The following is a 23,374-nucleotide window of genomic DNA, read 5'->3' on the forward strand; positions in this document are numbered from 1 at the left end:
GTTCAGCCCTGTTCAGCCTTCGGCCGTGCCCATCCCTGTTCAGCCCTGGACACCCCCATCGCGGGCCCGACGGGAGTGCCGGGCCGGCGTGCGGCGGGATTCAGGCGGCCCCCTTCAGTTCGCCGGTTTCCTGGTCGACCTCCTCTTCCTCCCCGGTCTCGTCATTGACGACCGTCGCGTGGCGCTCGTCGCCTCCATGGCCGCCACCGGCGGCGTCCCCGTCATCCCCGTCGCCCCCGTCCGCCGGCATGCCGCCGTCGTCACGGTTGCCGGCCCCGTCCCCCGGGTCGGACGCCTCCGGTGCCCGCGTACCGGCGTCCGCCTGGCGCCCGGCTCCCGCCGAGCGCGTAAAGTTGGCGGACCCCCACATGAGGTCGTGGCCGACGGACTCGGCGTCGATTTCTACGTCATGGTGGACCCGGCCGTCTTTTTCCCAACTCCGCATCTTCAGCCTGCCAACGACGATGACCCGCTGGCCCTTCTTGACGCTGCAGCCAAGGTTGCCGGCCAGTTGCCGGTAGCCCTGGACGGTGAACCAGTTGGTGTTACCGTCCACCCAGGCGCTTGCCGCGCGGTCGTAGCGGCGGTCGGTGGCGCCGAGCCGAAACGACGCCGTGGCCACCCCACCGGGGGTGGTCGAGCTTCTTATCTCCGTGGCCACGAAGCCGCGGACCGTAATGTTGTCACTCATTCCCATGTCCTGTCTCGAATTGTCATGCCCTGGCGGGCAGTTCCAGCATCCTGCGCTGGACGGTCGCCGGGGAGGGCCCGTCTGTGCCATGTGGAAAACCTGTCGCCGGCAGCCGGGTTACGTGACGGTGTTGGGGAAGAGTTGGCGGCGACTCGGGCTACCGACAAGCCGGGGCCTGCGGTGAGCGTCGCCGGCCGTCCGGCACTGTAAACTTTTTGAGGCGTCCCCCGGCAGCAGCCGACGGGCAGCCAGCGTGCCCCAGTAGCTCAGGGGATAGAGCAGCGGCCTTCTAATCCGCCGGTCGGGGGTTCGATTCCCTCCTGGGGCACAAGAAGAGCGGCTCTGGGCTGCGGACTTCCGCAGCCCAGAGCCCCATCAAGGGCCTGGCCGCCACCGCACATCACGCCCACACATCCGCGCCCGCCTGCGCGGCCGATGGCCGGAGCGTCAAATCCACTTGTTGTGCTTGAACGCCAGGAACAAGATCAAGCCCATGCCGATCATGAGCCCGATGGCCATCGGATAGCCGTAGAACCAGTCGAGCTCCGGCATGAGGCGGAAATTCATGCCGTAGATGGACGCGATCAACGTCGGGGCGAACAGGATCGCGGCCCAGGACGAAATCCGCTTGACCTGCTCGTTCTGCTCGAAGCTTGACTCCGTCAAGAGGCGCATCTCGTCATTTTGCCGCTGGGCCACGAGGGCCGCGTTGACGGCCAGCGCATTTTGCAACAGGGCACGGAAGGCCGCAACGCGCTCCCCGAGCCGGAGGGCGTGATCGAGGACGTCGCGGAAATGGTCCTGCAGTTCAGGGTCCGGCACCCCGTCCGGGCCGTCGGCCATGAGCGTTTGCAGGATTCCGGACAAGGGAGCCGTCGCACGCTGGAACCCGATGACCTGGCGGGACAGTTCATAAATCCTTCGCGACACCCCGGGGTCGGCGGCGAATAGATCGTCTTCGATCTCATCGATGTCGTTTTCCAGCCCTGCGGCCACCGGCTCGTATTCGTCCACCACCTGGTCCAGAATTGCGTACAGCACCGCGTCAGGGCCGAGCGCCAGGAACTCCGGCTCGGCCTCCATGCGCCGGCGCACCCTGGCCAGGTCAGGTGACTCGGCCCGCCGGACCGTCACCACGAAGTCCGGGCCGGCGAAAACATGGATCTCGCCAAACTCGACCTTCTCCACCTCGTCCAGATACCGGGCGGGCCGCAACACCAGGAACAACGTCTCGCCATAGTGCTCGAGCTTCGCCCGCTGGTGACCTGCCAGCGCATCTTCTACGGCGAGATGGCTCAGGTCAAACTCCTCGGCCACCGAGCGTAGCTCGTCAGCCTCCGGCCGGTAGAGCCCGATCCAGGCCATGCCCTGGCGCTGCCGAAGGAGAAAATACGTTTCCTCAAGGTCTTCCGGATCGGCAGTCCGGTGACCGTCCACATAGACGGCGTTGTCGATGATTGTCACGGCCGCGCCTCCTCATCAAGGCTTTCCCTTGGCTGTGACGTTATACCGTGGCCGGGCCGGTGCCAACAGTCCCCCTCCGCGGCCCGCACGTCGCGGCAGCGCGCCCTGCCGCCGGCGCGCCCGGACACCCATCAGCACGCTTAGTATTGAGGGGACAGGCCAGCGGCCCGGGATAACCCGGGCGGCCAGCCCGCAACCGAAAGGTACGGCCGCCATGACCCAGACACCCGGCAGATTCGATCCCAGCAATCCCGACGACGCCCTGACACCTCAGGATCCCACCCAGTATCCGGCGGACGATGTCGCCAAGGCCGAGTCCGCCCGGCCCGGCTATAGCGCCGAAGCCCCGGCAGGCGGCACCGAGCTGGTGCCCGGAGCCCCCGCTGGCGCAACGGCGGCACCGCAAGCCGAACCGCCCGGCGCAGAGACCCCGGAGACACCGCCTCCTGCCCCTGAGACGCGCCAGGTCACCCGCGCCGGAATGGTCTGGGCCGCAGTTGCCTGCGCACTGGTGGTCCTGATCCTGCTCATCGCCTTCATCCTGCAGAACCAGGAATACGTGCAGGTGAAGTTCTTCGGCCTCGAAGGCTCGGTCCCGCTCGGCATTGCCTTGTTCATCGCAGCAGTCGGCGGCGGCGTGCTGGTCGCGATCGCCGGCGCCGCCCGCATCATTCAACTCCGGCTCGCCGCGCATCGCCAGCGCGTCAGCCAACGGGCCAGCCCGGGCACGCGTACGCGCTGACTTCGGGGGTGCTGGCCTTCGCGACCCGCGGCCCACGACCCTGGCCTGGGCCAGGTGTGGTCCGGGAGTTGTTTCGTGCTCTCCCCCGCCAGCGCCTTCAGGTCAGCGCCGGCCCGTCACGGCAGCGTCAGGATGACCGGCCCGTCGGCGGTGATGGCTACGGTGTGCTCGCTGTGCGCGGCACGGCGCCCGTTGGCGGAGCGGAGGGTCCATTCGTCGTCGTCGTGGTAGTAGTCGTCCTGGCGGCCCAGAATCAGCATCGGCTCGATGGCGATGACCAGGCCCTCGGTCAGTTTGATCCCGCGGCCCGGCCGGCCGTCGTTGGGCACGTGCGGCTCGGCGTGCATGGTCCGGCCGATCCCGTGGCCGCCGTGGTCGGCCAGCAACCCGTAGCCCGCCCGCCGCGCCGCCCCGCCGATCGCATAGGCCAGGTCCCCCATCTTGTTCCCGATCCTCGCCGCGTCGATTCCCCGGGCCAGGGCCGCGTCCGTGGCGTCGATAAGGGCCTGATCCACCGGGTCCGGGGTCCCCACGATGAAACTGACGGCGGCATCGCCGCACCAGCCGGCCAGGAACGCGCCGCAGTCCACGCTCAGCAGGTCCCCGTCCCGCAGCCGGTAGTCGGTGGGGATGCCGTGCACGACGGCGTCGTTGACGGACGTGCAGATGACCCCGGGAAACGGAACGGACGCCCAGCGCGGCCGGTAGTTCAGGAACGCCGGTGTGGCACCGGCGTCGGCGATGGACGCGGCGGCGACCTCGTCCAGTTCCTTGAGCGAGACGCCAACGGCGGCGGCCTCCCGGACCCGGGCGAGGGTGTTGGCCACCACGCGGCCGGCCTCGCGCATCAGGGCGATCTCTTCAGGACTCTTGATCATGGACATGGGGTTTCCTTCCAAGCAATCCGGTACCTGGCGGCCTAGATGATCGGCCGCGTGGTCACCGGCTCGTCCGACTTGCTGAACAGCAACTTGGTCTTGGGATCCAGGAAGATCAGGTACAGGGCGAAGAGCAAGGCGATAATGGCCGCGGCATTGCGGGCCAGCGCCAGCGCCAGGCCCAGGTCTGCGGTCTGCAGGTAGGGGAAGACGTCGAGCTGGTCCGAGATCGCATAGACCATGAAGAAGGACACGATGAAGTAGAGCGCCTTGACTTGCCAGTCGTCGCGAATGCCGGTGACCGCAAACAGCGGGATGAGCCAGACGATGTACCAGGACTGGATCATCGGAGACAGCAACACGACGGCGGCGAACGCCAGGGTGAGCCGGCGCATCAGGCGGTCATAGTCACCGCGGAAGATCTGCCAGGCGACGATCCCGACGGCGAGCAGCTTGCCGGCGTTGAACGCCCAGTTGGCGAGACCCCAGCCGTCCAGCCCGAACGCGTTGGCGATGGTGGCGACGATCAGGCCCATCAGGCCGACGGGCGCGTACCAGATCCAGATGCTGCCCGGTGCGGACAGCCCGTTGATCCAGCCAAAGCCGAAGCCGTTGACCCTGCTCATCAGATACAGCAGGCCCAGGCTGATGCCCGCCGTGAGGCCCCAGAAGAGGATCTTGCGCGGCCAGCTCGCGTTCTTCCCCGCCCAGAGCAGGCCGATGAACGGCAGGAAGACGATGGTGATGGGTTTGACCGCGATGGACAGCGTCACCAGCACGATTCCGAGGATGACCCGGCGGGTGGCGCAGTAATAGAGGCCGGCCAGGGCCAGCCCGATCATCAGCGAGTCGTTGTGCACGCTGGCGATGAAGTTGGTAAGGAACAACGGGTTGGCGGCCGTCAGCCACAAGGCTCTGGTCGGGTTCACCCCGTGGAGTTCGGCCAGCTTGGGCACGTAGATCACACACAGGACGATTCCCGCCAGTGCGGCCAGCCGGAACAGCATGATGCTGCCTTCCGGGTGCACGTGGGTGGCCCAGACCACGAACTGTTCGATCCACAGGAACAGCTGGCCGTACGGGACGGGAGCCTCGGTCCACATCCTGTCCGCGCCCAGCTGGAAGTAGTTGGACAGCGCCGAAATGCCGTTCTCGTAAGGGTTGAAGCCCTCCACCATGAGCCGGCCTTGGCCGATGTAGGCGTAAACGTCCCGGCTGAACAGCGGGACGGAGAACATCAGCGGCAGGCCCCACGCCGCCGTCGCCTGGAGCGTCGCCCTGCGGGCGCCGTCTCCCCAGACCCGGACCCGCTGGCCGAGCCGCAGCCAGGCGCGGACCAACAACATGCCGCCGAACGCCAGCAGGACAATGGACAAGGCGACGCCAATGGCTTCGGTCCGCATCCAGATGAACAGCGGCACGCGGCGGAGCTCGGACACCGGGGCGAGCCAGCCGACTCCGATCGACCCGATGGTCATGAACAGCGAGCCCAGGAACCCGGCAAGGATGGGCGACCGGGCGTTGTCGACGTCGTCAGCCCCCTCCGCAGGGGAAGGGCGGGACGGGGAAGGGCGGGACGGAGACACGCGGGAGATACCGGCAGCCGTTTCCCCCGCCGCAGGCACAGGCGCCGTCATGTCAGAATCGTCCAATCTGTTGTGGGTCACAGTTCCGCCCGCAGCCGGCCGCATCATCCGGCCCGGGGCGCGTCGTTGTCGACATAAGTTGACAAAATAAGTTGACGAAATACATCGACGGGCGTACCCGAAATCCTAGCACCGGACGGCTCTGTGGCGTCGGAACGGTAGGCTGGGCGGGTGCCTATAACTAACGAACGCATCGTCTGGATCGACTGCGAAATGACCGGCCTTGACACCAAGAACGACGCCCTCATCGAGGTGGCCGCCCTGGTGACCGATTCGGAACTGAACATCCTGGGTGACGGCGTCGACGTCGTCATCAAGCCCGACGACGCCGCGCTGGCCCAGATGAACGACTTCGTCCGGGACATGCATACCCGCTCCGGGCTCCTGGCGGAACTCCCGAACGGCAAGACGATGGCCGAAGCGCAGGCCACCGTGCTCGACTACATCAAAAAATGGGTGCCGGAGCCCAAGAAGGCCCCGCTCGGCGGCAACTCCGTCGGCACCGACCGCGTTTTCCTGGTCCGTGACATGCCCGACATCGTGGAGCACCTGCACTACCGCGTCATCGATGTCAGCACCATCAAGGAGCTCTCCCGGCGCTGGTTTGCCCGGGCCTACTTCCAGTCCCCCGCCAAACTCGGCGGCCACCGCGCACTCGGCGACATCAAGGATTCCATCGACGAACTCCGCTACTACCGCGAGGCGGTCTTCGTCCCCGCTCCCGGACCGGACAGCGCCGCTGCCCAGAAAATCGCCAAGCGGGTCATGGGCGCCGACGCGGCCGAGCCTGCGGAAACAGACCCTGCGGAAACGGACCCCGCCAAAAAGTAATCTGCGCCACGTTTGGCGGAAATTTTGCCGAATTTCGCAAAAGTGGCAAAACCACCCCCGAACAACAGGTAAGCTATTTGTCGTTGCCTTTCCAGCCCGCCGGTTCGCCGGATGGCGAAGTTCGGCACATGGTGGGCGTAGCTCAGTTGGCAGAGCGCCTGGTTGTGGTCCAGGAGGTCGCGGGTTCAACCCCCGTCGCTCACCCTCATGAAGGACGGCAGTGATTGTCCGACCTTTTCCAAAGGCCGCACCGGATATCCGGTGCGGCCTTTGTTGTCTGTTCAGTTGTTGCCTGTCCGTTGTTAGCTGTCCAGTGTTGTCCGTGCGTGGAAGGAACCGCGATGAAGCGCCAGCTCTTTGAAGAAGACCACGAGATGTTCCGTGAGATGGCCGCCGAGTTCAACGCCCGCGCGGTGGCTCCCCATTACGCCCAGTGGGATCAGGACCACATGATGTCCCGGGACCTGTGGTCCGCGGCCGGCGAGCAGGGCCTGCTGGGTTTGGCCGTGCCGGAGGAGTTCGGCGGCATGGGGATGAGCGACTACCGTTTCCGGGCCGTGCTCGACGAAGAATTCGCCAAGAGCAACCACCTCGCCGTCGGCCTGGCCTTCCACCTGCACGACGACATGGTCCTCCCCCACCTGCTCGCCTACGGCTCCGATGATCTGAAGGCCCGCTGGCTGCCGGGCATGGTGTCCGGCGAAAAGGTAACCTCGATCGCCTGGACCGAACCGGGCGCCGGTTCCGACCTGCGCGGCATCCGCACCAAGGCCGTGCGCGACGGCGACGACTGGCTGATCAGCGGCCAGAAAACGTTCATCGGCAACGGCATCTCCGGTGACGCGTCGCTGGTCCTGGCCCGCACCGACGGCGGCGCCGGGCGCGGAAACCACGACTCGTTCTCGCTCTTCATGGTCCAGAAGTCCGAGGGCTACAACACCGGCCGGCAGCTGGACAAGATGGGCCTCAAGGCCTCCGACACGGCGGAACTGTTCTTCGACAACGTCCGCGTCCCGCACGCCGACCTCGTGGGCGAGGAAGGCAAGGGTCTGCAGTACGCGGCCGAACAGCTCCCGCAGGGCCGCCTGGCCATCGCCGTGGCCAGCTCCGCCGTCGTGCGCTCCGTCTACGAGGCAACCGTGCGCTACACCAAGGACCGCAACGCCTTCGGCGAGCGGATCATCGACTTCCAGAACAGCCGCTTTGAACTCGCCGACCTCCTCACGGAGGTCGAGGTCACCGAAACCTACGTGGACCAGGCCATCCGTGCCTTCAACGCCGGAGAGCTCGACGCCGCAGGCGCTGCCCGCGCCAAGCTGTGGGCCTCCGAGCGGGCCAAGTCCGTCACGGACCGCTGCCTGCAATTGCACGGCGGCTACGGCTACATCATGGAGTACCCGGTGGCCCAGGCCTACCTCGCCGCCCGGTTGCTGACGATCTTCGGCGGCACCAACGAAATCATGCGCGACGTCGTCGGCCGCACCATCGCCGGCTGACCCGCCCCGTCTCCACCAGCATCCGAGGAACTTTCCTGATATGACCGTCCTGCCCATCACCATCTGGGGCGAGCCCGTGCTGCACCGCCGCGCCGCAGAAGTAGAAATCTTCGACGACGAGCTCCGCACCCTGATTGCCGACATGTTCGAGACCAACGACGCCGCCAACGGCGTCGGGCTGGCCGCCCCCCAGGTGGGGGTCGGGAAGCGGCTCTTCGTGTACAAGTACGACAACGACGACGGCGCCCCGCCCACCGGCGTTGTGGTCAACCCTGTTCTGACCCTCTCCAAGGTCTCCGGCGCGCTGCCGGACCCCGATGAGGAAGAGGAGGGCTGCCTGTCCTTCCCCGGCGGCCAGTTCCCGCTCAAGCGGGCCGAATGGGCGAGGGTGCAGGGCTTCGACGGCGACGGGAAGCCGGTGGAATTCGAGGCAACCGGCTGGTTTGCCCGGGTGATCCAGCACGAGTACGACCACCTCGACGGCAAGCTCTACGTGGACCGGCTGATCGACCGCTATGCGCGCAAGGCGATGAAGCAGGCCAAGCGGAGCGGCTGGGGCGTCCCCGGCCTGACCTGGATGCCGGGCGTGGACCCCGACCCGTTCGGCCACTAACCGGGCGCGGGTGCCCCGGCCCCGGCTCGTCAGCTCCCCGAGGTGCGCTCGACGGCGGCCAGGATGGCTGCCCCGAGAGCGGCGGGCTTCGTGAACTGCGGCCAGTGCCCCGTCGGCAGATCCACGTAGTCGACGTCGCGGACGCGGCCAAGTTCGGCCACGAACGGGTGGCCGCCGGCGATCATTTCCGTCAGCATGGAGCTCGGGAACTCGCAGGCGATGATGGTGGCCGGGACCTCGTAGCGGCGCTCGTCCCGGAGGTGCTGCTTGTCCTGGGCCACCGCGCGCGGCTGCGGGACGGCCCGGGCGCGGAACATGGCCCGCAGCTCGTCGGTCAGGTCGGTGAGATCTGCATCCTCGAAGAGTTCCCAGGGCGGCAGCGGGATCGCGTCGCCGTCGGCCGGGAGTTCGTCGTTGATGACCCCGCCCTCCCCCAGCGGTCCGCTGTCCACATAGACGGCGCGGGCCACCCGGTCCGGCCTGGCATCAACCGCGCCGTGAATGATCGCACCGCCGCCGGAGTGGCCAACCAGGACCACCGGCGCGTCGAACGAATCGATTTTCGCCACGACGGCGTCGATGTGGGTGCGCAGGCCAATGCCGGTGCGCGACGCGTCGGCCGACTCCAGACCCGGCAGCGTGAGCGGGTAGACCTTGTGCCCGGCTTCAATAAGCGGCGGCGTCACCTCGGCCCACGACGACGCGTCCAGCCAGAATCCGGGAACCAGAATAATATCCATGCCGGTACCCTACCCGGCGCCCGGCCGCATTGCCGCACACACCGGACCGGAAATCCGGACCGGGTGCGCGGCTAGCCTTCGCCTGGTTTTTCCAGGCTCGCCGCGTAGTCCGGGACATAGCGGAACAGTTCCCGCGGCGGCCGCGTGTAGTTGACGGCCTTCGGTCGCTCCGGCAGGGTCACCGGTTCTGTCCGCACTTCGGTGTAGTCGATGCTGGAGAGCAGATGCGCAATGAGATTGATCCTGGCCCGGCGTTTATCTTCGGCTTCCACCACGTACCACGGTGATTCTGCGGTGTCCGTCTGCACGAACATCTCGTCCTTGGCCCGCGAATAGTCTTCCCAGCGCAGGATGGCCTCGCGGTCCATCGGCGAGAGCTTCCATTGCCGCATGGGATCATCCAGGCGGGACTTGAACCGCCGCTCCTGCTCCGCGTGGCTGATCGAGAACCAGTACTTGAAGACCAGGATGCCGTCCTGGACGAGCAGGCGTTCAAAGACGGGGCACTGTGCCAGGAAGCGTTTGTGTTCGGCCGGTGTGCAAAAGCCCATGACATGTTCGACGCCGGCGCGGTTGTACCAGGAGCGGTCCATCAGGACGATCTCCCCGGCGGCGGGAAGGTGCGCCACAAACCGCTGGAAGTACCATTCACCGCGTTCCCGCTCGGTGGGCGCCGGCAATGCGACGATCCGGGCGAACCGCGGATTCAGGTACTCGGTGACACGCTTGATGGCGCTCCCCTTGCCCGCGGCGTCCCGGCCTTCGAAAAGGATGAGCACCCGCGCCCCGGTGCTCCGGACCCATTCCTGGAGCGCCACCAGTTCGGCCTGGAGCCTGAGAAGTTCGGCCTCGTAGATACCGAGGCTGAGCCGGGCGGCCCGGCGTGCGGAGCCCTTCTTGTGACCGTCATTGTGACCGGGGTGCCCCTTGCCCGAATCCCCCGTGCGATGTGCCATGTTTCCGTTCCCGTGCTCCGGCGTGACGGCGTGTCCCGCAGCGCCCATTCTCGCCGGACAGCTCAACGGCGACAAGGGTCCTCCAGCCCGGGGGCCCGGACGCGCGGAACTCCTATGCTTGGGCCATGGAAGCTTCAGTGCCCGCGCCGATGCCGCCCATTGTCACCTTGACCGTTAACCCTGCCCTGGACATCAGTACATCAACGGAACAGGTCATCAGCGGCCACAAGCTGCGCTGCGGGGCCAGCCGGCTCGACCCCGGCGGCGGCGGCATCAACGTTGCACGCGTGGTGCAGCGGCTCGGCGGGCGGACGCTCGCGGTCTACACCGCGGGCGGACCCACCGGGGAGGCGTACCGCCGGCTGATCGAGGCCGAACGGCTTCCTGCCCTTGTGGTGCCCGTCCAGGGAAGCACGCGCGAGGACTTCACCGTCGACGAGACGACGACGGGCAAGCAGTTCCGGTTCGTGCTTCAGGGCCCGGTGCTGAGTGAGCCCGAATGGCGTTTGTGTTTGGCGCTGTTGGCGGATTCGATCCCGGCAGGCGGATTTGTGGTCGCTAGCGGGAGCCTGCCCCCGGGCGTCCCGGCGGATTTTTACGCGCAGGTCGCCCGGCTGTCGCGCCAACAGGGTGCCCGCTGTGTTGTCGACGCCTCCGGGCCGGCACTCTCCGCGGCACTCGCCGAGGGGGTCTTCCTGGTCAAGCCGAGCCGCCGTGAACTTGGGCTGCATGTCGGAGCCACACTGGACAGCCCCGGCAGCCAGGTCGAGGCGGCCGCAGCTCTGGTGGCGGACGGATCCGCAGACCACGTCGCCCTGACCCTTGGCGGCGAAGGAGCGGTCCTTGCCTCGAAGTCCGGAATCCTCCGGCTGGCTGTGCCGCAGGTGCACGTGCAGAGCACAGTGGGCGCGGGTGACAGCTTCCTCGCCGCTTTCGTCTTGCGCCTGGCCCAGGGGCGGGGTGTCGAGGCGGCGTTCCGCGCGGCCGTGGCCGCAGGGAGCGCGGCGGTCATGACCCCGGCCACCGAACTCTGCCGCCGGGACGACGTCGAGCGGCTGGAAGCACAACTTTCGGCTGAGTCTTTCGCACCGTAGCGGCCGCCACGGTCAACGCGGAACGGTCAACGCGGAACGGTCAACGCGGCACGATGGTTTGCTGCTGCGGGCAGGATCCGAGAATTCTCTTCATCGCCTCCTTCTCTGCGGGCGTGACCCACAAGTGGTAGGCGGCCTTGACGGAGATCTGCCGGGCCACATAGTGGCAGCGGAAGGCCTTGTTCGGCGGCAGCCAGGTGGCGGCGTCGGACGCGCTCTTGTCCTGGTTGGCGGGACCGTCGACGGCGATCAGGTTGAGGGGGTCGTTGGCCAGGTGTTCACGCTGGCGGGCGGTCAGCTGCCGGGCCCCCTTTTGCCAGGCATCGCCGAGCGCCACGACGTGGTCGATCTGCACCGCCGCGCTGGTCTCGCCGCCGCGCCGGAACACGATCATCCGGCCGGTGTAGGGCTCCCGGAACGTTCCGCCTGCCACCTGGCACCGGGAGCCGGGCACGAAGTCAACGGCCGCCAGGTCCCGGCGGAGGATGTCGTTGCGGGTGTCGCAGCCGTTGCGGTCAACGTCGAGCCAGGCCTGGCCGAAGGCGCTGCGGTCATAGGTGTCCCCTGCAGACCGGCCCTTGACCTCGAGGGCGTCCAGCAGGCCGGCGGCGCTTCCCTCCGGCACGGCCCGGACCGGAACCACCGCGCTCATCCACCGGCCCCCGAGCACCAGGGCCTCGCTGGGGCCGGTCGTCTGTGGCTGGGCGGCGGCGAACTGCCCGGCCGTGAAGAACCAGGCCACGCCCGCAATGACTGCCAGCCCGGCTGCGGCCAGAATCAGCCAGGCCTGACGGGAGCGGCGCCGGGCCCGGCGGAATTCGGTCCACGTGAGGCTCATGAGGGTAGCCGGTGGCGGCGTTCCGGGTGCACGCCACGAGCCTACGGCGCCGGCCCGACACCTATGAGGTTGTCCACAGTGTTGAGGGCAGGTGGCCGGGTATCCGAAACGTCGGGGCTTACTGTTCCCGGTTGACCCGTTTCAGGTCCTCGTTGGCCAGGTCGAGCAGTGACTGAAGCTGGTTCACGCGGTCGTCGTTGACTTCACCTGCCTGGCGTTTGGCGAGGGCATCGTCCAGGAGCCGCTTCGCCTCTTTCGCGTTGCTCCGCGCGACGTCCAGCGCGTGTTCCAGGGTGGTCTCGTGATCAACAGCCGGGTTCAGTTCCATGGCTCCATTGTGGTTCCCTTTCCCGGCCGATTCCAGTACATCGGCCGGGAAAGGAGCAGCGGGCCCATCTCACGGACGGATTTCCGCCCGGTCACGGCTAGGCGTCGACGGCCAACCCGGCTGCCTCGAGGATGGAGGCGGCGTCCTTGGCGGGGAAGGACGGCGGGTTGACGCCGGCCATTTCTTCCATGACGCGGACCACCTGGCAGCTGTAGCCGAACTCGTTGTCGTACCAGACGTACAGTACGAGGTTCTTGTCGTTGGAGATCGTTGCCAGGCCGTCGACGATGCCTGCACGGCGCGAGCCGACGAAGTCCGTGGAGACAACCTCGGGCGAGTCGATGTAGTCGACCTGCTTGCGCAGCTCAGAGTGCAGCGACATTTCCCGCAGGTAGTCGTTGACCTCGTCCTTGGTGGTGCCGTTCTCCAGGCTCAGGTTCAGGATGGCCAGCGACACATCCGGGGTGGGGACCCGGATGGAGCTGCCGGTGAGCTTGCCCAGGAGTTCGGGCAGGGCCTTCGCAACGGCCTTGGCGGCACCGGTCTCGGTGATCACCATGTTCAGCGCCGCCGAACGGCCGCGGCGGTCACCCTTGTGGAAGTTGTCGATGAGGTTCTGGTCGTTGGTGAAGGAGTGGACCGTCTCGACATGGCCGTGGACCACACCGTAGCGGTCGTTGATCGCCTTCAGGACCGGGGTGATGGCGTTGGTGGTGCAGGAGGCCGCCGAGACGATCGTGTCCGAGTCGGTGATCGTGCCGTGGTTGATGCCATGCACGATGTTCTTCAGCTCGCCCTTGCCCGGAGCGGTGAGCAGGACCCGGGAGACGCCCTTGCTCTGCAGGTGCTGGGACAGGCCCTCGGCATCGCGCCAGCGGCCGGTGTTGTCCACCACCAGGGCATCGTGGATGCCGTAGGCGGCGTAGTCCACCGTGGCGGGGTTGTCCGAGTAGATGACCTGGATCTGGACGCCGTTGGCGGTAATGGTGTCGTTCTCGAGGTCCACCTTGATGGTGCCCTCGAAGGAACCGTGAACGGAGTCGCGGCGCAGCAGGCTGGCGCGCTTGGCAAGGTCATTGTCCGAACCGCGGCGCACCACGATCGCGCGCAGGCGCAGGCCGTGGCCGCCGCCGGCCTTTTCGATCAGGAGGCGGGCAAGGAGCCGGCCGATCCGGCCGAAGCCGTAGAGGACGACGTCGGTGCTGGTGCGGTCGTCGCCGCCGCGCTTGCCGACAACTTCGGCGAGTTCCCCGCGGAGGAACTCATCGAGGCTGGCGCCGTCGCCCTCGGCGCGGTACTTCTCGGTGAGGCGGGCAATATCGATCGCCGCGGCGCCGAGGTCCAGCGTGGTCAGGGCCTCCAGCAGCGGGGCCGTCTCCTCGAGGCGCAGTTCTTCCTTGCTCATCCGGCGGGCGAAGCGGTGGGCCTTGAGGATGTTCATGGTGGACTTGTTGATCAGGCTGCGCCCGTGGATGGACGTCACCACGTTGTTTTCGCGGTACAGCCGGCCGATCACGGGGATCATGGCCTCGGCGAGCGCCTCACGGCCCATCCACGTATCAAGACAAGAATCTGACGTCTGGCTCACAGAACTACCTTCCTAGAATCCACCCCCTACGTCCTCGTAGGGGGAAGTCGGCCGCCGGAGGGTGTCCGGTACCTGGCGCCGGCGGGGATTCGGTCCACCCCGGGCGCCTCGTTGAGCGCAAAGTAAAACCGCCGGCTGCGAACGCAGACCCGGCGGCGGAACTTCTACGTTCGTCACCAATTCTACCGGCGGCCCGGCGGCGCCCGGTGCCCGGTTACGCGTGAAATGACTCACACAGGGTCCGCGGCCCGGAAGGAGCTGGCGAAGCCACGCACGCCCGGCGTCGGCGCAGCGGCGTCCTCCCGAATCATGTCGACGGCTTTCTCCGCGATCATGATCGTGGGCGCCTGCGTGTTGGCGCTGATCAGCCGGGGCATGATCGAGGAGTCAACCACACGCAATCCCTCGAGCCCATAGACCTTCAGCCGCGGCGAGACGACGGAATCGTCGGTGGTTCCCATGGCGCAGGTGCCGACCGGGTGGTATGAGGTCCGTCCGTAGGAGCGCGCAAAGTTCACGTACTCATCGCGGGTTGTCACCGGTGAGCCGTCGCCGATGTGCTCTTTCCTGATGAAGGCATCCATCGATGACTGTTCCATGATCTGGCGGCTCTGCTGCACGCCGGCGATCGTCATCTCGAGGTCGTAGTCGTCCGCGAGAAAATTCGGATCGATGAGCGGTGTCACGGTGGGGTCTGAGGACGCGATGCGAACCGTGCCCCGGCTGCGGGGGCGCAGGAAGTACGAGTTCAGCGTCGCCCCGAATCCGGGTCGCAGCGACGTTATGCCCGGCTCCGACCTCGCCGCCGGCAGGAAGTGGAACTGCAGGTCCGGGGTCTTCTCCTCTTTGTTGGCCCGGCTGAAGCCGCCGGCCTCGACCAGGTTGGACGCGAACGGTCCCGAGCGAAAGGCCAGGTACTCGAGCCCGGCCATGACCGTCGCCGGGCGCACGCGATTAAACCGGTCCAGGCTGTGGTCCTCGGTGAGTTCGTAAATGATGTCCAGGTCAAGGTGGTCCTGCAGGTTCTTCCCGACGCCCGGCAGCGCATGGAGAACGTCAATGCCGGCGGCAGCAAGGTCGGCCGGGTCGCCAATACCCGACAGCTGTAGCAACTTCGGCGATCCAAAGGCGCCGCTGGCTACGATCACCTCACGCCATGCGGTGTAGCTTCGCACCACACCGCCTTCGATCGCCTGGACGCCGACGGCGCGGCCGTTCTTGATGACCACCTTTGAGACGGTCACATTGACGCGAACTGTGAGGTTCGGGCGATTGCGTGCGGGTTTCAAATAGGCGACGGCGGCGCTGCAGCGGCGGCCGTTTCTGGTGGTGGTCTGGTAGAAGCCGACGCCGAGCTGCTCAGCACCGTTGAAGTCCCGGTTGTAGGGCAGCCCGAACTCCTGGCCTGCCTGCACGAATGCCGCCGAGAGCGTGTGCGGGCGCCGCGGGTCCGAGACGCCGAGGGGTCCCTGGGTCCCGTGCCGGGGTCCTGAGAGTCTGGTGTTTGCTTCCGAACGGACGAAGTACTTGGACACCTCGGCGGCGGACCAGCCCCCGCATCCGTATTCCGTGACCCAGCCGTCGTAGTCCTCGTCCACGCCCCGGGTGAAGACCTGGGAGTTGATGGATCCGCCGCCGCCGAGCCCGCGACCTTGAGGGAGCGGGATGCTGCGGCCGTTGCTGTGCCTTTGCGGGACGCTGTGGTATGCCCACTGGTACGGGCCACCCTTCAGTCTCGGGAAGCCCGCCGGCATGTGAATGAAGGGATGGCGGTCGGATCTGCCCGCTTCGAGCAGCAGCACGCGAACTGACGGGTCTTCACTCAGTCTGCCGGCAAGGACGCTGCCGGCTGTGCCACCCCCCGCGATCACGTAATCAAATGCTGCATCGTTCGGCACAATGACTCCTCAACCATCACCGAATGCATCACTACTTGAAGCGTTCATTGAAGTCTCGGGATTCACCGGGATGATGTCAAGCATTCACTCAGCCTCAACGCCCGCGGGGAACTGCGCGTATAGGCGGCGCGCCCCTGGCATGGGAGTGGCGGGGACAGGATCCCGGCGCTTGAGTGGATGGGTTGACCGATACGCCGGGTTCTGTGTTCCCGCGCTGTTGCCGGCGCGGGAGTAGCGGCCATCCATCTACGGACGCCGTTGCCGACGCCCTCCAGCGGCCTACCCGGGCACTCGGGCGAGCAGCCCTCAATCGTGCCCTGTCTGGCCTTGCTCCGGGTGGGGTTTACCTAGCCTTCCCGGTCACCCGGGAAGCTGGTGGTCTCTTACACCACCGTTTCACCCTTACCTGCCCTGCGGCCCGTGCAAGCACGCGACGCACGCAGGCGGTCTGTTCTCTGTGGCACTGGCCTGCGGGTTACCCCGAGTGGGCGTTACCCACCACCCTGCTCTGCGGAGCCCGGACGTTCCTCGAGCCACTTGCGTGACGCGCGGCCGCCTGGTCAACCCATCCGCTGTTCATTCTACGGTCTCCCGCGGCGCCTCCGTCCCACCGGGTCCAAGTGAGGCGACCGGTGGGAGAATGGGAACAGGATTCCTCCTAGTCAAGGAAGCGATCGCGATGAACTGGACCGCCATCATCATCTGGCTGCTCGCCATTATCCTGGTGCTCATTCTGGCCAGGATGTCGATCAAGATTGTGCGCCAGTACGAACAGGGTGTCCTGTTCCGGCTGGGCCGGGTGGTCGCGGTCCGGATGCCCGGCCTGCGGTTCATCATCCCGGTGGTGGACCGGCTTCAGCTGGTCAGCCTGCGAATCGTGACCATGCCGATCCAGTCCCAAGGCATCATCACCCAGGACAATGTCAGCGTCGACATCTCGGCGGTGGCCTATTACCGGGTGATCGACGCCGTGAAGTCCGTCGTGGCGATTGAAGACGTGGCGGCGGCCATCAACCAGATCGCCCAAACCACCCTGCGGAAAGTGGTCGGCCGGCACAGCCTGGACCAGACGCTGTCAGAAACCGAGCGCATCAACAGCGACATCCGGGAGATCCTGGACGCCCTGACGCTGGAATGGGGTGTCGAAGTGACCCTGGTCGAACTCAAGGACATCCAACTCCCGGAGAGCATGAAGCGTGCGATGGCCCGGCAGGCGGAGGCCGAGCGGGAGAAGCGGGCCAAGATCATCGCCGCCGAAGGCGAGGCGATCGCGGCCGTCGCGCTCGGCTCTGCGTCCGACACGATGATGGCCCACCCCGTCGCCCTGCAATTGCGGAATCTGCAGTCCCTCGTGGAGATCGGGGTGGACAAGAACTCCACCGTCGTCTTCCCCGCACCTCTGATGAGCACCATCGCCGAACTGGGTGCCTTCCTGGCCCGCGAGTCCGGAGCGGCCCAGGCCGGGACGGCGGCTGTCTCCCCGGCGGCAACGACGCCAACGGCTCCACCCCCAACGACGGCAGCCCCGCCGGTCAAGGCCGCGTAGCCCTGCACCTCTGTCTCATCTGCCCTGCGTCAATGATCAATCCGCGCCCATGATCCATCCGCGCCTATGATCAGACGATGGAGGGGCCGCTGCCGGGACGACGCCAGATGCTGGAACTGGCAACCGGCCTGCTCGGCGCCGCCGCCCTGTCCGCCTGCGCCCCTGCGTCCGGCCAGCCGGGCCCGCAGGTCGAGCTCCGGACGGGCTCGTTCATCTCGGCGTTTCGGCCGGGGACCGCTACCGGCTGGTCCATCGCCATGCCGACGCCGGCCGCTTCCGCATCCCCTGCCTCCCCCGCGGCAGCGACCGCACGCGCCACGGCGCGGCTGCCTGTCGCTGTCTTCCTGCACGGCACCGGCAGCGGCCACGGCTTCCTCTTCGGCGAACTCGACGCCCAGGCCGTCTTGCAGCGCCACGTGGACGGGGGCGGCACGCCTTTCGCCATCGCGGCGGTCGACGGCGGCGACTCCTGGTGGCACGCCCGCACGGACGGCACCGACACGCAGTCGATGCTGCTGACCGAATTCCTGCCCCTCCTCGCCGGCGCCGGCCTGGACACCGGCAGGATGGGGCTCTTCGGACTGTCCATGGGCGGGTTCGGGGCGCTGCTGCTGGCCTCGCAGGGCAAGATCGCGGGCCTGCGCGCCGTGGCGGCAATGAGCCCCGCTGTCTGGGCCCGGTACGACGCAACCCGGGAGCATGCGTTCGACAGCCCCGACGACTTTGCCCTCAACGACGTCTTCGCCCTGCGGCCCCAACTTCGGAGACTGCCAAAACGCATCGACTGCGGCACGGAAGACGACCTCCTGGACACCGTTCAGGACTACGTCAGCGCTCTCCCCGGTCCGCTCGAGGGCGGATTCCAGCCCGGCGCCCACGAGGCTGCCTACTGGCGGCGCATCCTGCCGGACGTGGTGGCCTTCCTGGCCAGGAATCTCGGCTAGCCCGCAACCGGCCAGCCGGCGCCTTCGCCCCGCCACTCCCCGCCGGACCGCCGCCGGTAAGATCGTACGGTGCTGATTCTGCTGCCGCCCTCCGAGGGCAAGACCGCCGCGACCACCGGAGATGCGGCCGACTGGACCGCCCTGAGTTTCCCCGCGCTCAACAGCGCCCGGGCCAAGGTCCTCGACGCGCTCGGCACGGTCAGCGCCCACGAGGACGCGCTGGCGCTCTTGGGCGTCGGCGCGTCGCTGAGTGCCGACGTCGAACGCAACACCCGCCTGCACGCCGAACCTGCCGCCCCGGCCCACCAGATCTACTCCGGGGTCCTCTACGATGCCCTCGGCTACGACACCCTGACCCCGGCGCAACGGGCCAAGGCAGACACGTCGGTGCTGGTGGTTTCCGCGCTCTGGGGCGCCATCCGCTTCGCCGACCGGGTTCCCGCGTACCGGCTGTCGATGGCGACCTCGCTGCCCGACGTCGGGCGGCTCGCCTCGTTCTGGAAACCGCTCCTGAACGATGCCCTGGCGGCGGCCACCGCGGGCGAGCTGTTAGTGGACTGCCGGTCGAGCACCTACGCCGCGGCCTGGACTCCCCCGGCGGAACAAACGGTGGCCGTGAACGTCTTCACCGAGACCGCCGGCGTGCGCAAGGTGGTCAGCCACTTCGCCAAGCACACCCGCGGCGAACTGGCGCGGCACCTGCTGACCCGCCGGGGCAAGGCACCCCACACCCCGGCTCAGCTGCAGAAGGCGGCTGCCGAAAAGTGGGTGGCGGAACTTGTCGGGGGCACGGGCCGGAAGCCGCACACCCTGAACATCATCCTGCCCGCCTAGCTCGCAGCAGGGGCCGTTTTGGCCCCTGGAAACGGCCTTAACTGCGGGTCAGTTGGGTCAGGCCCACTCGGCCGAACGGACCAGGATGCAGCCGGAGTCCGGGCAAAAAACGATGTCGTCCTCGGCCGCGGCCTTGATCTCCGCGAGGTCACCGGGGCTCAGCTGCATGCCGGAGCCCTCCGAGGTGCCGTGGAACAGCCGCGCCGCACCCACGCCGCGCTTGGCCAGGGTCTTCTCGTAGACGGCAAGCATCCCCGCGTCCAGTCCGGCGGCGAACTCGGCACGCTGCCCGCGCACCACGGTGGCTTCGGCGGCGATCTCGGCCAGCTGCTCGTCCAGTTCGGCGCGGATGGAGCCGAAGGAGCCCTGGATGTCGTCGACGATCTGCTGCTGCGCGGTCTGGCGGGCACGGAGCGAGTCGAGCCGCTCGAGGACTTCGAGTTCGACATCTTCGAGGTCGGAACGGCGCTTGTTCAGGGAAACGAGGTCGCGCTGCAGGGCCACGAGGTCCTTGGACAGGCCCGTGCCGCTGTTGAGCTTTGCCTCGTCACGTCCGATCCGGGACGCCACCTGCTCGACGTCGGCCTCGGCGCGTTTGAGTTCGAGCTCAGCATCGTGGACGGCCACTTTGGCGGAGCCAAGTTCGCCGTTGGCCACGCTCAAGGCAGCTTCCAGGTCGGTGATCCGGGAGTCGCTTTCAAGGCTTCGGCGGCGGTTGGACAGGGACTTGAGCTTGGCGTCCAGTCCCTGCAATTCGAGCAACTTCAACTGTTCCGCCGGTGCTGCCTTAGCCACTATTACCTCCGCTTGTTCACTTCCGGCCGAAGCCGGGCACCGGACCGGCGCTTCATAGACTCTAGCGCCTAGCATGCTCCCCGGGCTCGCTACGCTCACCCGGGGCCCCTCGCACACCAGGCTTAGCCCGGAGTCAGAATGAAGTCCCAGGGATCACTGTTGGTGGCGCTGACCCGGATCTCGACGTCGTGTCCCTGGTCAGTGAGCACATTGCCCAACGCTTCGGCGGCGGCAGGCAGCCACAGCCACTCGCTGGCGAAGTGTGAGACGTCAATCAGGTAGGGCCGGTCATTGACGGCCGCCTCGCGCGCTTCCGACGCCGGGTGGTGGCGCAGGTCCGCCGTCAGGTAGACGTCGGCATTGCTGGCCCGCACCTCACCAAAAAGCGAGTCGCCGGCGCCGCCGCAGACGGCCACCCGCCGGACCAGCCCGTCCCGGTCCCCGGAGACCCGGACGCCCCCGGCCACCGAGGGCAGGATGCCGAACACCCGGGCCGCGAAATCCCCCAGGGTCAGCACCTCGTCGAGGTCTCCGACCCGGCCGATGCCCTCCTCGGGGAGCCCGTTCGCGGCGGGCGTCAGGGGGGCCACGTTCTGCAGCCCCAGCGCGTCGGCCAGGACATCGGAGACGCCCCCGACGGCGGAGTCACCGTTGGTGTGGACGGTCATCAGCGCGGTCCCGGACTCGATGAGGCGGTGCACGGCCTTGCCCTTGGCCGTGTTCGCGGCAACGGACGTCACGCCCTTGAGCAGCAACGGATGGTGGGTGATGAGCAGCTCGGCGCCGAAGTCGATGGCTTCCTCAATGACCGCGATGGTCGGATCGACTGCGAACAGGACCCGGTGCACCTCGGCGTTCGGGTGGCCCGCGACCAGGCCCACCTCGTCCCAGTCCTCGGCGAGTGATTCGGGCCAGAGTTCCTCGATCGCCAGCTGAATCGTGCCGAGCGTCACGGCGCCGGAGGCCTCCCCGGCGCCGGTATCGCTGTCGGCCGCTGCGGACTCAGCTGAAACATCGGTGTTCACAGGTTCCATACCCCCATTTTTACCCTATCCGCGGCCGGCCCGGTCACTTGTAAGAGTCTCGTAAGGTGGCTGGGGAATCATCGGGGCGGTTGAACCATTGAAGAGACCATGAGAACTTTTGTCCTCGGCGGAGGCTGCTTCTGGTGCCTCGACGCCGTCTACCAGAAAACCAAGGGTGTCAGCTCGGTCGTTTCGGGCTACACCGGAGGCCACGACCGCAACCCCGACTACTACTCCGTGTGCTCCGGCACCACAGGCCATGCCGAGGTGGTGGCAGTGACGTTCGACGAGGACGTCATCCCCGCTGAGGTCATCCTGGACATGTTCTTCGCCCTGCACGACCCCACGACGCTGAACCGCCAGGGTTACGACGTCGGGACCCAGTACCGTTCCTCGATGTTCTACGAAACCACTGAGGAAAAGATCCTGTTCGAGGAGGCGATCGAACGGAACCAGGCCCTCTGGCGGCACCAGATCGTCACCGAGGTCAGCCGGCTGCCGATATTCCATGTGGCCGAGGACATCCACCAGGACTACTTCGCCAAATACCCCGAACAGGGCTACTGCCAGGTCATCATCAACCCGAAGCTGGCCAAGGCCAGGAAATATTACTCTTCATGGCTTAATGCTTAACTAGGGTCGGTACCCGCTCGTTAGGCTGACCAAAGTCAACCCTCTTCAAAGACAGGCATACATACATGGCACCGATCTATGACGATGTAACCCAGCTGGTGGGCGGAACTCCGCTGGTCCGGCTGAACCGGCTGACCGAAGGCCTTGACGCCACCGTGGCCGTCAAGCTGGAGTTCTACAACCCGGCCAACAGCGTCAAGGACCGGATCGGCGTCGCCATCGTTGATGCCGCGGAGAAGTCCGGTGCCCTCAAGCCCGGCGGCACCATTGTCGAAGGCACGTCCGGCAACACCGGAATCGCCCTGGCCATGGTGGGCGCGGCCCGCGGCTACAAGGTCATCCTGACCATGCCGGAAACCATGTCCACCGAACGCCGGGTCATGCTGCGCGCCTACGGCGCCGAGATCGTCCTGACCCCCGGTTCCGAGGGCATGCGCGGCGCCGTGGAGAAGGCCCAGGAGATCGTGGCCAACACGGAGAACTCCATCTGGGCCCAGCAGTTCGCCAACGAGGCCAACCCCGAGGTCCACCGCCGCACCACCGCCGAGGAAGTCTGGGCGGACACCAACGGCAAGGTGGACATCTTCGTCGCCGGCGTCGGCACCGGCGGCACCGTCACCGGCGTCGGACAGGTCCTGAAGGAACGCAACCCGGACGTCCAGATCATCGCCGTCGAGCCCAAGGACTCCCCCATCCTCAACGGCGGCGCCCCGGGCCCGCACAAGATCCAGGGTCTCGGCGCGAACTTCGTCCCCGAAATCCTCGACACCAACGTCTACGACGAGGTCATCGACGCCACGCTGGAGGATTCCGTCCGCGTGGCCCGCGATCTCGGCGTCAAGGAAGGCATCCTGGGCGGCATCTCCTCCGGCGCGATCGTCTGGGCGGCCCTGGAGCTCGCCAAGCGGCCGGAGAACGCCGGTAAACTCATTGTTGCTGTTGTGTGCGACTTCGGTGAGCGCTACATTTCCACCGTGCTGTACGACGACATCCGCGGCTAAGTCCCGGCCGCTGTCCCACGATTCCCTAGAAAGGTCTTTGTGAGCTTCTTCGCAAGACTGAAGGAAGACCTCGAGGCCGCCCGGTCCCACGACCCGGCGGCGCGGGGTTCTTTTGAGAACTTCTTCGCCTACTCCGGCCTGCACGCGATCTGGTTCCACCGCCTGACGCACCGGCTGTGGCAGGACCCGGCGCTGCGGTTCCCGGCGCGGCTGATCTCCCAGCTCGCCCGGTTCCTGACCGGCATCGAAATCCACCCCGGGGCCACCATCGGCCGGCGCTTCTTCATCGACCACGGCATGGGCGTGGTCATCGGCGAGACCGCCGAGATCGGCGAGGACGTCATGATCTATCACGGGGTGACCCTCGGCGGCCGCTCGCTCGCGAAGATCAAACGCCACCCCACCATCGAGGACCGCGTCGTGATCGGCGCCGGGGCCAAGGTCCTGGGACCCATCACGATCGGGCGGGACAGCGCCATTGGCGCCAACGCCGTCGTGGTTAAAGACGCTCCGGCCGAATCCATCGTCACCGGCGTGCCGGCCACCTGGCGCCACCGCGACGCGCAGCGCGAGACCAAACCCGCCGTCGACCCGGCCGAATACCTGATCGAATACCGAATTTAGACCAACTGGCGTTCCCCGGCAGTCTCAGCCGGGGAAACCGCTTGTAGATGTGCCAGAGGACCGCGTCGCTCCGGCCGGGTCGAGGTTGCGGCGTTGCCCGTGGTGCCCAGCCATCGCTGAGACCCTCGACGGCAAACTTCGTCGCGTGAACTCCTTGAGCGCTGGACTC

The 23,374-nt window shown here is 67.0% G+C and carries 23 protein-coding genes, 2 tRNA genes and 1 other RNA gene; 13 read left to right on the top strand and 13 right to left on the bottom strand.

Annotated elements, in window-relative coordinates; translation table 11 throughout:
• Positions 1-100 precede the first annotated feature (100 nt).
• Positions 101-691, bottom strand: a complete 591-nt coding sequence (locus AB4Y72_RS15505; RefSeq protein ID WP_441427042.1) for a single-stranded DNA-binding protein — start codon at positions 689-691, stop codon at positions 101-103.
• 255 nt (positions 692-946) lie between these two features.
• Between AB4Y72_RS15505 and AB4Y72_RS15510 the strand changes: the two genes are divergently transcribed.
• A tRNA-Arg gene (locus AB4Y72_RS15510) sits at positions 947-1,019 on the top strand.
• Between the two features lie 119 nt (positions 1,020-1,138).
• Here AB4Y72_RS15510 and AB4Y72_RS15515 read toward each other — a convergent pair.
• Positions 1,139-2,155, bottom strand: a complete 1,017-nt coding sequence (locus AB4Y72_RS15515) for a magnesium and cobalt transport protein CorA (RefSeq protein ID WP_441427043.1) — start codon at positions 2,153-2,155, stop codon at positions 1,139-1,141.
• A 214-nt stretch (positions 2,156-2,369) separates the two neighbouring features.
• Between AB4Y72_RS15515 and AB4Y72_RS15520 the strand changes: the two genes are divergently transcribed.
• Positions 2,370-2,897 carry a LapA family protein gene (locus tag AB4Y72_RS15520; RefSeq protein WP_441427044.1) on the top strand — a complete coding sequence of 176 codons (528 nt, stop codon included), beginning with the start codon at positions 2,370-2,372 and terminating at the stop codon, positions 2,895-2,897.
• A gap of 116 nt (positions 2,898-3,013) precedes the next feature.
• Here AB4Y72_RS15520 and map read toward each other — a convergent pair whose 3' ends face one another.
• Both map and mptB read right to left on the bottom strand, forming a co-directional pair.
• The gene (gene map / locus AB4Y72_RS15525; protein WP_441427045.1) at positions 3,014-3,781 is read right to left on the bottom strand and encodes a type I methionyl aminopeptidase; all 768 of its coding nucleotides are present in this window, start codon (positions 3,779-3,781) and stop codon (positions 3,014-3,016) included.
• Between the two features lie 35 nt (positions 3,782-3,816).
• The gene (mptB, locus tag AB4Y72_RS15530) at positions 3,817-5,412 is read right to left on the bottom strand and encodes a polyprenol phosphomannose-dependent alpha 1,6 mannosyltransferase MptB (RefSeq protein WP_441427046.1); all 1,596 of its coding nucleotides are present in this window, start codon (positions 5,410-5,412) and stop codon (positions 3,817-3,819) included.
• 180 nt (positions 5,413-5,592) lie between these two features.
• Between mptB and orn the strand changes: the two genes are divergently transcribed.
• The 4 genes from orn to def all read left to right on the top strand — a co-directional run bounded on the left by orn (position 5,593) and on the right by def (position 8,361).
• On the top strand, positions 5,593-6,252 hold the full coding sequence (gene orn / locus AB4Y72_RS15535; RefSeq protein ID WP_441427047.1) for an oligoribonuclease: 660 nt from the start codon (positions 5,593-5,595) through the stop codon (positions 6,250-6,252).
• A gap of 131 nt (positions 6,253-6,383) precedes the next feature.
• Positions 6,384-6,456: transfer RNA gene (locus AB4Y72_RS15540), tRNA-His, on the top strand.
• Positions 6,457-6,593: 137 nt separating this feature from the next.
• Positions 6,594-7,748, top strand: coding sequence for an acyl-CoA dehydrogenase family protein (locus tag AB4Y72_RS15545; RefSeq protein WP_441427048.1), 1,155 nt, complete (start codon positions 6,594-6,596; stop codon positions 7,746-7,748).
• 40 nt (positions 7,749-7,788) lie between these two features.
• Positions 7,789-8,361: a peptide deformylase gene (gene def, locus AB4Y72_RS15550; protein WP_441427049.1), complete on the top strand. Its 573-nt coding sequence runs from the start codon at positions 7,789-7,791 to the stop codon at positions 8,359-8,361.
• Positions 8,362-8,390: 29 nt separating this feature from the next.
• Here def and AB4Y72_RS15555 read toward each other — a convergent pair whose 3' ends face one another.
• Entirely contained in the window at positions 8,391-9,101 is a 711-nt protein-coding gene (locus AB4Y72_RS15555; protein ID WP_441427050.1) for an alpha/beta fold hydrolase, read from the bottom strand.
• A 71-nt stretch (positions 9,102-9,172) separates the two neighbouring features.
• Positions 9,173-10,057 carry a polyphosphate kinase 2 gene (gene ppk2 / locus AB4Y72_RS15560; RefSeq protein ID WP_441427051.1) on the bottom strand — a complete coding sequence of 295 codons (885 nt, stop codon included), beginning with the start codon at positions 10,055-10,057 and terminating at the stop codon, positions 9,173-9,175.
• 125 nt (positions 10,058-10,182) lie between these two features.
• Here ppk2 and AB4Y72_RS15565 point away from each other — a divergent pair, with 125 nt between their 5' ends.
• Positions 10,183-11,151: a 1-phosphofructokinase family hexose kinase gene (locus AB4Y72_RS15565; RefSeq protein ID WP_441427052.1), complete on the top strand. Its 969-nt coding sequence runs from the start codon at positions 10,183-10,185 to the stop codon at positions 11,149-11,151.
• A gap of 40 nt (positions 11,152-11,191) precedes the next feature.
• Here AB4Y72_RS15565 and AB4Y72_RS15570 read toward each other — a convergent pair whose 3' ends face one another.
• The 5 genes from AB4Y72_RS15570 to rnpB all read right to left on the bottom strand — a co-directional run bounded on the left by AB4Y72_RS15570 (position 11,192) and on the right by rnpB (position 16,371).
• Positions 11,192-11,989, bottom strand: coding sequence for an HNH endonuclease family protein (locus tag AB4Y72_RS15570; RefSeq protein WP_441427053.1), 798 nt, complete (start codon positions 11,987-11,989; stop codon positions 11,192-11,194).
• A 118-nt stretch (positions 11,990-12,107) separates the two neighbouring features.
• Positions 12,108-12,317 carry a hypothetical protein gene (locus AB4Y72_RS15575; protein ID WP_441427054.1) on the bottom strand — a complete coding sequence of 70 codons (210 nt, stop codon included), beginning with the start codon at positions 12,315-12,317 and terminating at the stop codon, positions 12,108-12,110.
• A 97-nt stretch (positions 12,318-12,414) separates the two neighbouring features.
• Positions 12,415-13,905 carry a glyceraldehyde-3-phosphate dehydrogenase gene (locus AB4Y72_RS15580; protein WP_441427055.1) on the bottom strand — a complete coding sequence of 497 codons (1,491 nt, stop codon included), beginning with the start codon at positions 13,903-13,905 and terminating at the stop codon, positions 12,415-12,417.
• Positions 13,906-14,135: 230 nt separating this feature from the next.
• Positions 14,136-15,803: a GMC family oxidoreductase gene (locus AB4Y72_RS15585; RefSeq protein WP_441427056.1), complete on the bottom strand. Its 1,668-nt coding sequence runs from the start codon at positions 15,801-15,803 to the stop codon at positions 14,136-14,138.
• 174 nt (positions 15,804-15,977) lie between these two features.
• Positions 15,978-16,371, bottom strand: an RNA gene (rnpB, locus tag AB4Y72_RS15590) — RNase P RNA component class A.
• Between the two features lie 111 nt (positions 16,372-16,482).
• Here rnpB and AB4Y72_RS15595 point away from each other — a divergent pair.
• The 3 genes from AB4Y72_RS15595 (at position 16,483) to AB4Y72_RS15605 (ending at position 19,127) form a co-directional block, all read left to right on the top strand.
• Complete coding sequence (locus AB4Y72_RS15595) at positions 16,483-17,349, top strand: slipin family protein (protein WP_441427073.1); 867 nt, start codon at positions 16,483-16,485, stop codon at positions 17,347-17,349.
• Positions 17,350-17,426: 77 nt separating this feature from the next.
• Positions 17,427-18,293 carry an alpha/beta hydrolase gene (locus tag AB4Y72_RS15600; protein WP_441427057.1) on the top strand — a complete coding sequence of 289 codons (867 nt, stop codon included), beginning with the start codon at positions 17,427-17,429 and terminating at the stop codon, positions 18,291-18,293.
• 69 nt (positions 18,294-18,362) lie between these two features.
• Positions 18,363-19,127: a YaaA family protein gene (locus AB4Y72_RS15605; RefSeq protein ID WP_441427058.1), complete on the top strand. Its 765-nt coding sequence runs from the start codon at positions 18,363-18,365 to the stop codon at positions 19,125-19,127.
• A gap of 57 nt (positions 19,128-19,184) precedes the next feature.
• On the opposite strand, the gene AB4Y72_RS15610 is transcribed toward AB4Y72_RS15605, so the two are convergent.
• Together AB4Y72_RS15610 and AB4Y72_RS15615 are read right to left on the bottom strand one after the other, a co-directional pair.
• A complete protein-coding gene (locus AB4Y72_RS15610; RefSeq protein ID WP_441427059.1) occupies positions 19,185-19,922 on the bottom strand; it encodes a zinc ribbon domain-containing protein in 738 nt (245 codons plus the stop codon).
• A gap of 122 nt (positions 19,923-20,044) precedes the next feature.
• Positions 20,045-20,956 (bottom strand): Nif3-like dinuclear metal center hexameric protein, encoded by a 912-nt coding sequence (locus AB4Y72_RS15615; protein WP_441427060.1) that lies wholly within the window; start codon positions 20,954-20,956, stop codon positions 20,045-20,047.
• Positions 20,957-21,055: 99 nt separating this feature from the next.
• Here AB4Y72_RS15615 and msrA point away from each other — a divergent pair, with 99 nt between their 5' ends.
• From msrA to epsC, 3 genes are all read left to right on the top strand, one after another.
• The gene (gene msrA / locus AB4Y72_RS15620) at positions 21,056-21,580 is read left to right on the top strand and encodes a peptide-methionine (S)-S-oxide reductase MsrA (RefSeq protein ID WP_441427061.1); all 525 of its coding nucleotides are present in this window, start codon (positions 21,056-21,058) and stop codon (positions 21,578-21,580) included.
• Between the two features lie 65 nt (positions 21,581-21,645).
• Positions 21,646-22,581 (top strand): cysteine synthase A, encoded by a 936-nt coding sequence (gene cysK / locus AB4Y72_RS15625; RefSeq protein WP_441427062.1) that lies wholly within the window; start codon positions 21,646-21,648, stop codon positions 22,579-22,581.
• Positions 22,582-22,620: 39 nt separating this feature from the next.
• Positions 22,621-23,205, top strand: coding sequence for a serine O-acetyltransferase EpsC (epsC, locus tag AB4Y72_RS15630; protein WP_441427063.1), 585 nt, complete (start codon positions 22,621-22,623; stop codon positions 23,203-23,205).
• Positions 23,206-23,374: the final 169 nt, after the last annotated feature.

Origin of the sequence: Arthrobacter sp. YAF34 (genome assembly GCF_052113245.1) — a bacterium.
Classification (GTDB): Bacteria; Actinomycetota; Actinomycetes; order Actinomycetales; family Micrococcaceae; genus Arthrobacter.